This window comes from Bartonella sp. AA97HXZ (assembly GCF_042196985.1).
In the GTDB taxonomy this organism is placed as follows: Bacteria; Pseudomonadota; Alphaproteobacteria; order Rhizobiales; family Rhizobiaceae; genus Bartonella.
This window is the reverse complement of record NZ_JBHIRC010000010.1, coordinates 73,879-87,679: the sequence shown is the minus strand read 5'-3', so window position 1 is coordinate 87,679 and position 13,801 is coordinate 73,879. Positions and strand designations below refer to the sequence as shown.

At 43.6% G+C, this 13,801-nt stretch carries 16 protein-coding genes and 1 pseudogene; 13 read left to right on the top strand and 4 right to left on the bottom strand.

All coding sequences use genetic code 11. The annotated features are described in order from the left end of the window. Window positions 1-2,273 precede the first annotated feature (2,273 nt). Window positions 2,274-2,843, bottom strand: coding sequence for a hypothetical protein (locus ACFINE_RS06990; protein ID WP_375621509.1), 570 nt, complete (start codon window positions 2,841-2,843; stop codon window positions 2,274-2,276). An 86-nt stretch (window positions 2,844-2,929) separates the two neighbouring features. Here ACFINE_RS06990 and ACFINE_RS06985 point away from each other — a divergent pair, with 86 nt between their 5' ends. The 7 genes from ACFINE_RS06985 (at window position 2,930) to ACFINE_RS06955 (ending at window position 6,160) form a co-directional block, all read left to right on the top strand. Then, window positions 2,930-3,124, top strand: a complete 195-nt coding sequence (locus tag ACFINE_RS06985) for a hypothetical protein (protein WP_375613619.1) — start codon at window positions 2,930-2,932, stop codon at window positions 3,122-3,124. Next, complete coding sequence (locus tag ACFINE_RS06980; RefSeq protein WP_375621508.1) at window positions 3,081-3,488, top strand: hypothetical protein; 408 nt, start codon at window positions 3,081-3,083, stop codon at window positions 3,486-3,488. The genes ACFINE_RS06985 and ACFINE_RS06980 overlap by 44 nt, the downstream gene beginning before the upstream one ends. Before the next feature lie 15 nt (window positions 3,489-3,503). Then, the gene (locus ACFINE_RS06975; RefSeq protein WP_375621507.1) at window positions 3,504-4,157 is read left to right on the top strand and encodes a hypothetical protein; all 654 of its coding nucleotides are present in this window, start codon (window positions 3,504-3,506) and stop codon (window positions 4,155-4,157) included. 56 nt (window positions 4,158-4,213) lie between these two features. Continuing rightward, window positions 4,214-4,537: a hypothetical protein gene (locus tag ACFINE_RS06970; protein ID WP_375621506.1), complete on the top strand. Its 324-nt coding sequence runs from the start codon at window positions 4,214-4,216 to the stop codon at window positions 4,535-4,537. A 15-nt stretch (window positions 4,538-4,552) separates the two neighbouring features. After that, on the top strand, window positions 4,553-4,696 hold the full coding sequence (locus ACFINE_RS06965) for a hypothetical protein (protein WP_375621505.1): 144 nt from the start codon (window positions 4,553-4,555) through the stop codon (window positions 4,694-4,696). Between the two features lie 160 nt (window positions 4,697-4,856). Next, a complete protein-coding gene (locus ACFINE_RS06960; protein WP_375621504.1) occupies window positions 4,857-5,540 on the top strand; it encodes a hypothetical protein in 684 nt (227 codons plus the stop codon). A 59-nt stretch (window positions 5,541-5,599) separates the two neighbouring features. Further along, complete coding sequence (locus tag ACFINE_RS06955) at window positions 5,600-6,160, top strand: hypothetical protein (RefSeq protein ID WP_375621503.1); 561 nt, start codon at window positions 5,600-5,602, stop codon at window positions 6,158-6,160. Here ACFINE_RS06955 and ACFINE_RS06950 read toward each other — a convergent pair. Together ACFINE_RS06950 and ACFINE_RS06945 are read right to left on the bottom strand one after the other, a co-directional pair. Then, a pseudogene (locus ACFINE_RS06950) lies at window positions 6,154-8,442 on the bottom strand (toprim domain-containing protein); the annotation flags it as partial. The gene ACFINE_RS06955 and the pseudogene ACFINE_RS06950 overlap by 7 nt on opposite strands. Before the next feature lie 118 nt (window positions 8,443-8,560). Beyond that, the gene (locus ACFINE_RS06945) at window positions 8,561-9,007 is read right to left on the bottom strand and encodes a hypothetical protein (RefSeq protein ID WP_375621501.1); all 447 of its coding nucleotides are present in this window, start codon (window positions 9,005-9,007) and stop codon (window positions 8,561-8,563) included. Between ACFINE_RS06945 and ACFINE_RS06940 the strand changes: the two genes are divergently transcribed. After that, window positions 9,006-9,218, top strand: a complete 213-nt coding sequence (locus tag ACFINE_RS06940; RefSeq protein WP_375621500.1) for a hypothetical protein — start codon at window positions 9,006-9,008, stop codon at window positions 9,216-9,218. The two genes, ACFINE_RS06945 and ACFINE_RS06940, sit on opposite strands and share 2 nt — an antisense overlap. A gap of 254 nt (window positions 9,219-9,472) precedes the next feature. Here ACFINE_RS06940 and ACFINE_RS06935 read toward each other — a convergent pair whose 3' ends face one another. Beyond that, a complete protein-coding gene (locus ACFINE_RS06935; RefSeq protein WP_375621499.1) occupies window positions 9,473-10,543 on the bottom strand; it encodes a YdaU family protein in 1,071 nt (356 codons plus the stop codon). A 415-nt stretch (window positions 10,544-10,958) separates the two neighbouring features. On the opposite strand from ACFINE_RS06935, the gene ACFINE_RS06930 reads away from it, so the two are divergent. The 5 genes from ACFINE_RS06930 to ACFINE_RS06910 all read left to right on the top strand — a co-directional run bounded on the left by ACFINE_RS06930 (window position 10,959) and on the right by ACFINE_RS06910 (window position 13,726). Continuing rightward, the gene (locus tag ACFINE_RS06930; protein WP_375621498.1) at window positions 10,959-11,276 is read left to right on the top strand and encodes an XRE family transcriptional regulator; all 318 of its coding nucleotides are present in this window, start codon (window positions 10,959-10,961) and stop codon (window positions 11,274-11,276) included. 312 nt (window positions 11,277-11,588) lie between these two features. Beyond that, complete coding sequence (locus ACFINE_RS06925) at window positions 11,589-11,978, top strand: hypothetical protein (RefSeq protein ID WP_375621497.1); 390 nt, start codon at window positions 11,589-11,591, stop codon at window positions 11,976-11,978. A 2-nt stretch (window positions 11,979-11,980) separates the two neighbouring features. Beyond that, window positions 11,981-12,169 carry a hypothetical protein gene (locus ACFINE_RS06920; protein WP_375621496.1) on the top strand — a complete coding sequence of 63 codons (189 nt, stop codon included), beginning with the start codon at window positions 11,981-11,983 and terminating at the stop codon, window positions 12,167-12,169. 36 nt (window positions 12,170-12,205) lie between these two features. After that, window positions 12,206-12,487, top strand: a complete 282-nt coding sequence (locus ACFINE_RS06915; protein ID WP_375621495.1) for a hypothetical protein — start codon at window positions 12,206-12,208, stop codon at window positions 12,485-12,487. 468 nt (window positions 12,488-12,955) lie between these two features. Then, window positions 12,956-13,726: a lambda exonuclease family protein gene (locus tag ACFINE_RS06910; RefSeq protein ID WP_375621494.1), complete on the top strand. Its 771-nt coding sequence runs from the start codon at window positions 12,956-12,958 to the stop codon at window positions 13,724-13,726. Window positions 13,727-13,801: the final 75 nt, after the last annotated feature.

Sequence of the window (13,801 nt, the reverse complement as noted above, 5' to 3'; positions counted from 1 at the left end):
AGTGCATCCTCTTATAGATTGGATACTGCCTTTATGAGGGTTTGGCAGTTTCCGTTGAGGGGAAGGATGCACTCTTTAAGGGCTGGAGTGCATCCTCTTATAGATTGGATACTGCCTTTATGAGGGTTCGGCGGTATCCGTTGAGGGGAAGGATGTACTCTTTTGAGGGCTAGAGTGCATCCTTTCCATGGATTGAATGCACTCTTTGGAGGCTAAAGTGCATCCATAGGGAAAGGCATATTCCATAAGAAACAGAGATAACAAAAAGATTTGTTTTTATATTTTTATTGATAGGTTGCTGTATTTGCGAGGGCTATTCATTCTTTATTCTCAATATTTAAGATGATTATGTGATAAGGGTTGTTCGTCAATACAATCGTAAAAGACGCTGATGTATTTTTATAAAAATTGAGATATTTTTGTGCCTTTTTCTTGTTTTTTTTGTGTTTACACAAGATATGCACGGCTTTTCAACAGTTTGTTTTTTTAGCTTTGCTAATGGCGATGGCGTTGGCTAAACACTTCAATTGTTTTAACTGCTTCAATACCGCCTTAAAAAACAGTGCTTTATAATATGACAAAATAAGCTGTATAATTTTTGATTCTTAAGCGATGCTAGAAAAAGGGGAATGTTAGGAGAGATGTTGTCTATATTCTTAGTTTATCTCTTAAGGTAGGAAGATTAACATACTTTCCGGATCTATTTTTATTCGGTTTGACGGTTAAAGAGCAATATCTGAATGGAATCACACTTGTCTCATGTTTTTATTCTCACGCTTTAGATTTTTTCTCATAGGGATTTTGTTTTTAATGGGGGATTTTGTTTTTTAATGGGAGTTTACGCGACTCACATAAAACAGAATGTTCTAAATAGAATATATTTGTGTTGCACATTTACCTACTTGTTTAAAAACATTATGTGATCTTATTATCACAATTATATTGGTGATTGGGGATATTGGTAAATCTGATAATGGAGAAATCTCTTGTGAAGTGGATAAGTCCTTCTTTAAATTCTCATAAGGAAAAGCCAGCACATTATCATACTATTCGCGCCTCATATGATGACAGCCTTTGGCTCTTGAGCGTGTTCATAAGAGGCATTTTGATTCTTTATCTTTGAAATCTTTGAAGTGCGTTATTTCATATGTCTCTCATGTTTGTAATGTGGAAAGACAAGGTGTTGATTGATGCAACATGAAATAAATTTAAAATGAGAGAATCCCTATGATATCTGCGTCTCTTAATTTTATATGGATAACGGGATATGATGATTATAAATCAATATGTTGTCGTGATACATCAACCTGTTGGGGGGCGATAAAGAAAGTTATCCAATAGTTAAGTCATTCTGTTATGCCGTAAAACACGGTCATTTGAGGTTTGGTGATATGAAGCAAGCTTCCTTGGATATGTTTTAAGTGTTTTTTTAAGGGCGTGGTGAATCTTTAAGACAGAGCAAGATTCTGTTGCGCCTTGAGTTTAGCGGAAAAACCTGAATAGAAGCCAAGAGGGAATGGCAAACCAAGAGGGAAGTGTATCCAAGCTGTTTGTAAATCAGATTGAGTTAAGAATCTTTGTTCTTTAAGAATGGAACGCAAGTCAATTTGACAAAAGAATGATCTATTTTGCGGGTAAACCTTATGGAGGAATTATCACAAAGCTCATAAGGAAGTGATTTAAGACAATACAGTCATAAAAAAGTACAGTCATAAAAAAAAGTCCTCCGTCGCAATCAGAGGACCAAAAAGTAGGAGAATTTTAACATTGACTCGCAGGACGTGTCAAAAAAGAATAAATTCAAAAGGCCGTACTAAATACAAAAAATCATACTTAAAGAACCTACCACATTATACTTAGCAGAGAATTGAAAAAATAGCAATATAAAAAATACTTTTTACAAAAAATTTTGTCATTTTGCATTAAAACGTAATACTTTTTTCAATTGAATATTTGTTTTAAGACTCGATATTAATTAAACTATATTTAAAAATATTATGATACATGCAAGCATCTTGATAATATTCTTCAATCAAAAACGAATTAAGAGCCCCTCATGATTATAGGACTGATATGGGGGAAGGCTTTTTGTTTTTAAGAGTGTGGAGTGTATCTTAAGTATGTGTGTGGGGGGGAAGTATTGTCCTTTTGGGTGGGGGCAAGGTAATGAAAATGGAGGCGAGAGCTGCTGGATGCTTGAGCCCGTGTGGGGGAGGTTTCTTTAGAGGGGGCGGGGCAACATGGGAGGCCGCTTAAAATGGCGAGGAGGGGGATTATTCAAAATGTTTATGGTTTGCATATCCCCAATGAAATGCGAGCAAGTCTAAACAATCTCGTAAATGATCGGCAAGGGAGTTTTGTTTGCGTTTTGAAGAACTTAATTCTTTTATCGCTTGTCCATGGCCGATAACGCGTTCAAGCAGTGAATAGCCAAGAATACCCAGTTGAACTTTGATTGTTCTTAAATGATTGGAGGCTTCTATTTGACGTTCAATAGGGTGTGTGTACCCTTGGCTACAGGAAACCTTTTCACGGGTGTAGTCAAGGCTCATGTGGAGATCGGCTTGGCTTTGACGCCAGTAAAAATAAAAACGTTCTGCCGCTTTATATTGGGCTTTGCTGAGATGTCCTTTCGCATATAAAAGTGCAATGGGATGGCTTTGTGCATTGGCAATGGCATTGATGGTGCGCGGGTTGCTGGAACTTTCTCGATGATTGGGTTTAAAATAAGGATTACGCGTTTCAACAGGGATTTCTTGCGTCTTTAAATGACCAATGTGTTTTTCTTGATTTTGATGATCAAGCGGGCAGGTTTGCATATTTTTTTTCTGCTTATGGGTCATAGCATCTCCTTAAAAATTTTAATTTTGCTTCTCGTTTTTAAAAAATGTTGCTTGCTCTAGGCAAAAGAGGGGGATGAGAGGAAGACATGTGTTGGAGTGTGCCGTGTGGGTATGCGCTCTTGGGGGTGACTTGGACTGTTGCGCTTGTGTGTGGGAGCCCCATGGATTTGGTTCTTGAAAAGAGGGGTGTTTTGTCGCATGGTGGATTTTCCTTGAATGACTTGATGGGGGAATGGCATGATGTTGCGCGGGCTTTTGTCTTTGAAGGGATTGGTGTTTAGCTGTATTGTAGCCTATGTCTCTGTGGCTGTTTATGTGGAAATGAAGGCTCTTGGGATGACGTGGGGCGTATTTTTACGAGCTATGGCGTTTTATGGCATTCCCAGTATTTTCCTTATGTTGGGTTATGAAGTAATGCAGCGGCGGGGTATAACGAAGGGTTTGTTCCTCAAGATGGTGTTGTTGAGCTTCATTTTGGCTGCTGTCTCTGATTTTATTTATAAGCAAGCTGAGCATTTTGGTTTGGCTCAGGTGTGGTTTTCAAACAAGTGGGTGTTTTATGTCCTTTTGGGCTTTGTCCTTGCTCTTATTTATAGAGGGGCAAGGCGTCTTGGGTTTAGGATTTCATTCTTTGAAAAGGATTGATCTTTTGCTGCATTTTTGGCATGGTCTCTGATTTTTATTGATGAAGGAGCGGGGCGTATGGTGGTTGCGCGGGACATGTTTTTAAAGGGGCTGGCGTTTTGCGGCGTTGTTGGCATGGTCCTTGGTTTTGCTTATGAAGATGCGGGGCGACCGGCTATTACGTGGGAGGTGTTTTGGCAGGGGATGGAGCTTTCTTGCATTGCTGGCGCTGTCCTTTGTTTTATTGTTGTGGGAGCAAATAGTAGAACTGTATCGTGGGGCGTGTTTTTGAAGGCTGTGGTGTTTTGCACCATTGCTGTAGTGGTTCTTGGCTTTGCTTATAAGGGAGCGAAGCGTTTTGATATATCATGGGAATTTTTAGTGATAGGAGCGGTGTTTGTTGCATTGCTGGCGCTGTCCTTGGTTTTGCTTATGAGGGTGCGGGGTAAATGGATATCGCGTGGGGTGTGGTGCTTCAAGTGGGTGGTGTTTTCTTGCATTATTGGCACTGTCGTTGGGTTGGCACATGTGGGAGTAAAGCATATGGGCTGGAGCACGCATTGGTTCTTGAACAATGGGGGGTTCTTGAACGATGGGGTGTTTGTGAGCAGTGTTGGATTCGTTCCTTTGTTTGTTTTGGAGGGGGTACGGTGTGTGCGTGTACTGTTGGGGTGGTGCTTAAAAAAATGAGCATTTTTCTTTCCCACGGGCGTGGTCTTTGATGTTCTTTCTGTGAGGGGTATTTGATGTCGAACGATGTGATGTTTTGGCAGTGGTTGGGGTTTTTCTGCCCTTTGGCTCTCGCCTTTGTTTCTATTTATGTGGGAATAAGGTTTTTCGGGTTTACAAGGAAGGACTTTTTTAAGGGTGGGGTGCTTGCATTCTTTGTTGGCGTGACCTCTAAGTTTGTTTATGCGAAAGCTGAGCATTTTGGTTTGGCTCAGGTGTGGTTTTCAAACAAGTGGGTTTTTTACATTCTTTTTGGCGTTGTCTTTGGTCTTATCCTTGGGCTTATTTTTCTAGGGGCAAAACGTCTTGGGTTTAGGCTTTCATTCTTTGAAAAGGATTGATCTTTTGCTGCATTTTTGGCATGGTCTCTGATTTTTATTGATGAAGGAGCGGGGCGTATGGTGGTTGCGCGGGACATGTTTTTGAAGTTAGCGGTGTTTTCCTGCGTTGTTGGATTGGCGTATAACGGAGCCAAGCATATGGGGGGCACTGGTTTTTGATCTTTAACAATGGGGTGTTTGTGAGCAGTGTTGGATTCGTTCCTTTGTTTGTTTTGGAAGGGGTACGGTGTGTGCGTGTACTGTTGGGGGGCTTAAAAAAATGAGCATTTTTCTTTTCCACGGGCGTGATCTTTGATGTTCTTTCTGTGAGGGGTATTTGATGTCGAACAATGTGATGTTTTGGCTGTTGTCTTGGTTTTTCTGCTTTTTTGCTCTGGCCTTGGTTTTTATTTATAAGGGAGCAAAGCGTCGCTCTGTTACAGAGTGGATGTTTTGGAGATGGGTGGTGCTTTATGGCGCCCTTGCCACCTACCTTGGTTTTGTTTATGTGGGCGTGGGCAGGCGCGCTGTTGATGGGGAGCTGCTCTTGAAGGGGGCGGTGTTTTCTTGCATTTTTGCAACTGTCCTTGGTTTGGTGCATCTGGGCGTCAAGAGTATGCCTGTGGCGGGGCAAGTGTTCTTAAAGGCGGTCATGTTTTGTTGCATGATGGGCTTTATCCTGTGGTTCGCTGCTGTGGGCGTCAGGGATATGGATAGCATAAGGGCGGTATTCTTAAAGGTTTTGCTCTTGTCTTTATTGTTGAAAGTGCTCTTGGGGTTCTTTATACGCGAGCAAGGTGATACGGTGCTACAGAGGTCGTTGCGTGCTTTGAATTTTGTGCTGTTTTGCTGCATTTTGGCACCAATTCTTTTTTTTACCCGTCTGGGAGCAGAGAATCTAGGGTTGAGCTGGCTTTGGTTCTCGGATGAGAGGGTGTTTTTATTCATTTTTGGATTTACCCTTCCTTTTGTTTGTGAGGGAGCAAGGTGTGCGCGTGTTTTAGGGGCTTGGTTCTTAAAGTAGGGTGTGTTTTTTTGTCTTATGGGTGTGATCTTTAATGGGCTTGCTGTGAGGGGTATGTGATGTCGAACGATTTGTTTTTTTTGCTGTTGTTGGTGTTTTCCTACCTTTTTATTGTTGTCGTTATTGGTACTTATAAGGTTTCCAAGCGCTTCGATATTCCGTGGTGGCGAGCGGCGTTTTATTGTATTTTTGGTGTTTCCCTCTTTTTGAAGGAAGTGCTGTTTTACGGCGTTTTAGGAGTCGTCCTTTTTTTAGCTCTTTGGGGGATGGAGAATATGGACATACCATGGGGACTATTGTCCTTGATGGGGATCGTGTTTGCTGCACTGTTGGAGTGGTTCTTGATTTTGCATATGAGGGGGCGGCGAGATGGGGTGGTGACGCGTTGTTTGTGGTTATTGAAGGGGGGGGTGTTTTGCGCCGTTGTTGGAGCGACCTTTTTTTGTTTCCGTCTGGGAGCAGAGAATCTAGGGTTGAGCAGGCTTTGGTTCGCGAAGGATTGGGTGTTTTTCATCATTTGTGGATTGATCCTTCCTGTTGTTTCTGTGGGAGCAAGACGTGCGCGTTTGAAAGCGGAGGCGTTTTTAAAGAGAGTGGGGTTTATGGGGCATTACAGATAACGTCGAGGGAATGATTGTTCAAAAGAACAGCGATAGCGATAAGTTTGGGGATCAAACCAAAGCCCTATTTTGCCTTCAAAATCACCAGAACGTTGTTTGGCAATATTCATAATGACACCTGGGCGTTTGGCTAAATCTGCTTTTTCTTGTGCGAGAGAGGCGGCAAAGATTTTATCTTCCAACGACCGATTGCGCCAAATGGTGATGATGTTAAAGGCATTGGCACCAATTTCTGAGGCGCCTTTAATGTCTTCTGTGCTGGGGATATCTTTATCCAGACCGCCTTTGCGGGCATGGGCGACAAGGTGGATGTGCACACTGTTTAAAACAGCCCAATCAACCATTTTATAAACGGCTTGTTCTTGTCTTGCATAATCATCAGAGGCAATGCCAAGCCGCATCAAACTGTCGATGATAAATTGATCGCAGCCATAGCGCGCACGACAATAGTCAAAGACTTCAAGCAAGGTGTCAACGCTTGATTTGCCAACATGCTCATAAAGAATAAGCCCATCGTCTAAAAAATGAAGAATCCGTTCAATCGTCTCTTTTGTAGGCTGTTCTAAGCCGCCCGTTTGTTTGGTTAAACGGCGAAGCGATTGTTCTCCTTTCATTTCTAGAGACGCTAAGCAAAGGCGACTCTTTTGTGCAATCCAATGGGGAATACAGTCTGATAATAATTGGCTTTTACCTGCACCACTCGCACCGCTCCAGAGCGTTAATTCTGCTGGGCGGAAATGCAATTTGTCCTTCAGTTTAGGATAGGGAACCGTATAACCAAGATGTTTTTCAGGCTCTGGCCAAAAAAGCCCAATCACTTGATCTTTATAGTCTGAGGCGCGCCGTAAACCTTCTGGTGCAAAGCTTTGTGCTGAGGAAAAGGCGGCTTTTATGGTGGCTTTATCGATCCCTGCGGTTAAACAGTCATTGGCATCTTTAAGGGGTAAACGGACACGGTAGCAACGGTGGCGTCCAAGCCTGCTGGCAATCTCACGGGCTGCTTCTTCTCCGGGCGGATCCATATCGGTGGCTAAAAAAATCGTTTCAAAAGATTCTAAATGATCAAATTCATTTTCAATCCAGTTGTGTTTTCCTCCACTGCCTCCTCCAAAGGGAACAGAAACCGCCGGATATCCATAGGCGGCTAAGGATAGCGCATCAATTTCTCCTTCAGTGATAACAATGGTACGGTTTGTTGAAGAAAGAATGGGAAATGGCGCCTGTTGGGGGGTGTGTGTGGGTGCCTGTTGGTGTGTGTGTGTGGAGGTGGGGTTGATTGAGGTGGTGTTTTGGGGCGCCTGTGTGGAGGGGTGGTTGGTTGAGGTGGTGTTTTGGGGCGCCTGTGTGGAGGCGTGGTTGGTTGAGGCGGTGTTTTGGGGCGCCTGTGTGGAGGCGTGGTTGGTTGTGGCGGTGTTTTGGGGCGCCTGTGTGGAGGCGTGGTTGGTTGTGGCGGTGTTTTGGGGCGCCTTTGTGGAGGCGTGGTTGGTTGAGGTGGTGTTTTGGGATGCCTGCGTGGAGGGGTGGTTGGTTGAGGTGGTGTTTTGGGGCGCTTGTGTGGAGGGGTGGTTGGTTGAGGGTACCTGCTGAGGTGTGTGTTGGAATGCTTGCTGGGGCGCCTGCGTGGAGGGGTGGTTGGTTGAGGGTACCTGCTGAGGTGTGTGTTGGGGTGCCTGTTGGAGCGCCTGCGTGGAGGTGTGGTTTGTGGGGTAAAGAGCTTGCCAACCAAATAAAATCGGTTCACATTGGGAGGCTGTTGGTTTGGTTTTTGCTCCCGTTTGCGCAAGCCGTTCTTTGACTAAAGCAAGGGTGCCGTCGGGTTTATAAAAGGGGAAAATGATTTTTTTGCCATTTTCTCCTATGCGGTAACGCTTTATAATTTCTAGAGGAATGCGGCGTTCTTCGTGGAGATAGGTTTTTACAAGATTCTGCGGGCTCTGCCCTGTAGGAACCGGTGGACGGCGATAGGAACGATGGGGCGCCATAAAGGGTTTGGGGCGTGTCAGATTGAGAGTCGCGCGTGCTTCTTCTAAGGCTTGAGAAAGGCTAATGCCTTTGACTTCACACCAAAGGTCTAAAAGATCTCCTCCAGTGCTTTCTGCAAAATCATACCAAAGTCCTGCTTTACTACCACTCAAGCAAATCGATAAACTTTGACCAGCTTCACCACGTGTGTTGCCTACAATCCAATTGTTGCCTCGTTTGTGCCCTTGGGGAAGAAGCATTTCTGCTATTTTATCGGCTTGTGAGATAAGTTTTTGTTTGATTTCAAAAATTGTGCTCATGGTCATTCGTGATATTATTTTCGTTTTTCTCAAGATGTGAGAAGTGAGGACTCTGTTTTTGCTGTTCTCACCGTTTGATCTGATCGTAAAGTCTCGTGGTGCTATGGGGCTTGCCAGTTTACTTGAGAGCTTCTTTGCCGCTCTTTTCTTGCCAATGGTCGCGAAACTTCTTGGCTTGCCAATGGGCTTGGCTCTCACTCAAGCCTTCTGAAATGGCTGTGTTAATGTTTGTTTGCCAAGAGCATGGGAAGTGGCGCCTTGGGAAAAGGAGGAAGGTGGAAAGGAGGAAGGATGCAAGAAGGTGGGGTGGATGTCTGAGAGTGTGGTGCATGCTGGGGTCCTGTTGGGGGATACCTTGTTGGGGCATGAGTTGGGGTGCCTGTGTGGGAGGGGTGGTTTGTTGCCAAAGAGTTTGCTTTTCATTGAGTTTTTTTTGCAGCTGCTCTGTTGATGTCTGTTTGCCAAGAGCATGGGAAGTGGCGCCTTGAGAAAAAGGAGGAAAGCGGAAAGGAGGAAGGGGGTGAAAGAAGGGCGGGGTGGATATGTCTGTGAGGGTGTGGTGCATGTTGGAGTGTCCTGTTGGGGGGGTGGGGCATGAGTTGGGGTGCCTGTGTGGAGGGGTGTTTTGTTACCAAAGAGTTTGCTTTTCATTGAAGTTTTTTGAAGCTGCTCTGTTGATGTCTGTTTGCCAAGAGCATGGGAAGTGGCGCCTTGGGAAAAGGAGGAAGGTGGAAAGGAGGAAGGGGGTGAAAGAAGGGCGGGGTGGATATGCCTGAGGGGGTGGTGCATGCTGGAGTCCTGGTGTATTGGGGTGCATGTTGGGGTGTGTATGTTGGGGTGCCTGTGGGGGTCTTTTGCGTGGGGAAAACGCTTTTGTGATGAGAGCAAAATGGTCGATGTTGACGCGTTTTGCTGTGTGAATCGCCTATCCAAATGTTGTTTTGCCGCCTTTTGTTTTGTCCGATGCTGTTGTGGTTTTGAAGCATTTTTGTCCCCGCGCTTGCTTGAAAAATACGTTGTTTGTGTGATGTCAAAAATTGTCGTTATAGTTGATCAAACTGCGGTAAAGCGTGTCATTGTTCTCAGAGGTAAAAGATGAGGAGCTCCTTTGTTTTTGCTGTTCTTGCCGTTCGATCTCACGGCGAAACCAGTTGCGCCATGTGGCTTGCCAGTCTACTTTGAGAGCTTCTTTGCCGCCTTTGGCTTGCCAATAGTCGCGAAACTTCTTTTCTTGCCAATGGGCTTGGCTTTCACTCAAGCCTTCTGAAACTGCCGCCTTGATGTCTGCTTGCCAATGCTCAGGAAGACGATGCCCTTTGGTAACTGAGGTTGTGGTTTTTTTGTTGGTGCAAAGCGGGATGGAGGCAGGAAGATTGCTGGGGGGAAGAGTGGTGGCGGATTTTGTTTTTTCCCCCGTGACAATTTGCGCGATAGGGGCGGGAGTGAACTCGGCTTGGGGAGCGTTTAAAGGGGAGGCGTTTTTTTGCTCCGCTTCTGCTTGGGCAGGCAAAGGGAGAGGTGAATCAAGAGCCGATAAGGGGGATGGATGATCGCTTTGTTCAAAGTTCTCTTCGCAGGAAAAACAAGGTTCTGTCTCATCAAACAAAATTTTCTTTTCTAAAACACCGTAAGGTGTTTCCTTTTCTTCTGCCTTTTGAGCTTTTGAGTTTTGTGCAACATCTTTTGGACTTTCGTTAAGCAGTTGTTGCATCTCTGCATTGATTTTCTTGCGTTTTTTTGCCGAAGAACGACCCGCAAAGGATTTTTGTTCAAGCAATTTTTCACGCTCTTGAAAAACATTTTCGCAACGCTTGTTCCATAACCCATTGGCTAAATTTAAAATCTTGCCCTCTTGGATGAGCATCTCTAAAACATTAACAAAAGTTCGCTTGTCACAACCACAAAGACGCGCTAAACGTTCTTTCGATATTTCTAAAGGTCGGCCACGGGCATACATTTCATTGAGAAGAATCGTATAGATTCCAATTTCGTGTGCGCGCATCCCACGTACACCTCCTAGAAAGTCATTTTGATACCAACAAACATATGGAAGCCTAGACGATTCATAATGAGGAGTTTCTTGTTGATTAGCGTGTTTCATACTGCAATCTACTTTCTTCTTTTTTATACATTTTTATTGATGATAAAAGCTCAAATAAGGATTTAACTTGTGTTGCTTTTGGCTCTGTTCGATGATGACTAGAGGCTTCTTTACGATGCTTATAAATGATTGGCTGTGCTTGAAGCGCATGCAAACTTACGATTTAAGATTGCGGTGATGGAAAAAATAAAGAATACCACACATTCTCAACGTACTTGCTTTTGGGCAGAAGCTTTGGAGGTGGTCTTTTATATCCGGTAGGGTGGTTAAAGTGTTTTTATGATCTAAAAATAAAAAAATTTCCCCCTAAAAAGTAAAATTTGTTTCCTTAATTTTATCCTTTTTAGAGGATAATGCAAGCCCGTTTTATAAAAAGGACGTGTTTTTTTAAAAAGACGCGCTATATGGTGAAATTATGAATATCAATGGTTGGCGTCAAAGATTAAGAATCGCTTTGGAAAAAAGTGGGCGGTCAAAAAGATCTATCTCCCTCGCTGCCGGTAAAGGCGCGGGGTACCTTCATTCTATTCTTGCTGAAGGAAAAGAACCAACAATCGAATCTCTCTCGCGAATTTGTCACGAAATTAATATCAGTATGAATTATATTCTTTACGGGAAAGGGGCTAGCCCTGAAGATAAAGAATTTATAGAGCTTATTTCGAAACTCTCTCCGCAAGAGAGACAGGCGATTTTGACTCTTTTGCGGCGACCAATTGACGAAGCTTCAAAATAACTTCCTTCTGTGCTTTTGAGTCAAGGCGACTCCAGTGTTTTATTAATATTATGTCACTCATTTTATCTCTCCTGTGTGTTTATAATTGCAATTTTGTAAGAACAAATAGAGAACAACAAAGGGGCATGAGAGGAACAAAGAATAATAGATTTTTCTTTACATATGTCATTTGAACCCCGTAGATATTTAAAATATATCTTTTATGAAGGATAAAATGGTTGACATCTCTCCTATAGAGGAGATAAGACTAACGCTATATTTAGTCTTGTCAAGACAAGGCTATGCTTTATCAACTATCTAAAGGGGGAAATCATGAAAAATATTTCATTCGTTAAAGAGGATGAAATCATTGTCGTTTTATGCGAAGAGGAAAATCCTTGTACTTATGAAGGACCAATCGACGAAATCGAAGAAGTGCTCGAACTGATTGAAGAATGTGAAACTGTTTATAGAGTTTTACGACTCGATCTGACAACTTCTCATGCTGAAGATGTTACGGAACAAATCGCTGATTTTTATGTCGAAAATCATGAAATAAATGAAGAAAATACACAATTGCAGCCCTTCATTTTGAATAGTGAAGCTTATCATGCTTGTTTAAATGAAAGAGCGGCTTGCGATTATGAAGATAATCTCTATGGCTCTTATGAAAAACAGCATCGTTTACGCCCATGTGATGTCTTGACAGATTATTGGTGGTAAACATGCCAAGTTATCTCAAGACTTCTTATCAAGGGTTTCCACTTTATTATGCTGGCAACACGCGAAATTTAATCAGACTCGAACCACAAAAACACAACGCTATACATTTTATATCGCAAGAGGTGGCTCAGTCTATGGCAAAAAAATTGGAGGAAGAATATTGCCGCCATGATTTTTTCGTCGTGCAGTAGCAGGGTTGAAAAAAGAATCCGCAATGATGGGCCCAAGTGCTTTTTCATTGCGGTGACAATGGTGCACGTTATGCTTTCGTTCTTGGGGGGGGAGCTTTGGGGGGGGGAGCTTGGGAGGAGGAGCTTTGCGGGGATTTTCTTAGCCGATATGGGAAAGGGGGGTATGAAGAAAAGAGCCCTATATATATGGGGAATTGCGGGCGCTTGTGTGGGGGAAGTTGCCGGCTGGTTCATTGGGGGGGTAAGGCAATGAAGGGGCAGCGGGTTATCCAGTGGAGTGATATGAAAGCATGCTGGAGAACAAAAATGAAGGCTTAGGGGGAAGGAGTAGAGTGTTGAGGGAGGGGGGGAAGTAGAGGGCTTGGAGCGCAGGGAGTGCAAAGAGCTTGATATGAATGTGAAAGCATGTTGGGAAATGAGGGAAGGTGTTTGAGAGGGAAGAAGAGGAAGGCGCTATGGGGGCGCGGTTCTGACCGTTTTTGTATTGAGCCTTAGGGGGGCAATGATGGGCGAGAGGTTTTTTTATCGGGGAGAAAATATCACGCGTTATGCTTTCGTCTAGGGGTGCGCCGCTTGGGAGGGGCTTAGCTGATATGGAAAAGGAGGGGATGAGAAACTTGTGGGGAGGGGGATGTTGAGGGGGGCGTTTCCAACAGCTTTTGTGATTTCAGCAGCACAATATTTAAGGATGCTGTCATTCTTAGTGGGGAATGCATCTTAAAAGATATGAATGTTTCAAAGAGAATATGTTGCAAAAAAAGCACCTTAAAGAAGGGGAGAAATACTATGCCAATCATTATCGATTGTATTCAAGGAACAGAAGAATGGCAGAAAGTGCGTAATGGTTTGATTACGGCTTCTTTGTTTGAGATGGTTATGGCGCAAAAAAAACAGGGGCAAAAAACGTCACGCTATCAGAGTGTGATGATGAAATTGGCGGGAGAAAGAATTACCGGAAAAACCGTTGATGAAGGGGCAACACTTTCTATGCGACGTGGGACTGAATTAGAACCAAGCGCGCGACAGCTTTATGGGAAACTGACACATACAGAACCTGAATGTATTGGCTTTGTTTTGGCTGATGATCGCGGACAAGGATTTTCTCCCGATGCTTTTATTGGAAAAAATGGATTGTTGGAAATTAAAACAAAAAAACCTGAAATTTTAATTCCTCATTTCATACAAAAGGGCTTTCCAGCAGAACATAAAGCACAATGTCAAGGAGGGTTATGGATTTCTCAACGCGAATGGGTGGATTTAATGCTCTATTGGCCGGATATGCCTCCTTTGATTAAACGAGCTTATCGTGATGAAGCATATATTTGCAAGCTTGAAAATGAAATTAGCCGTTTTAATGAGGCTTTGGAGAAGATGGTACAGCAAATTAAATCGGTTGAGACAGGTTTTCATATAAGAACAGAAATTGCTTTGAAGGAGGGAGAAAGCGGGGAGTTTGGAGCGCATGCAAGACGTATGCTGGAGGGCAAAACAAGAATGAGACGTAAGAGGGGAAGAAGGGGATCTTGTGTAGCGTTGAGGAGAGGCAAAGTTCTATAAAAAGGAAAGAGCAGAGGGGGAAAAGAGCAAAGCATATGTTGGAAGAGGGTGCCAAACAAGGGGGCGCAAAGAGTG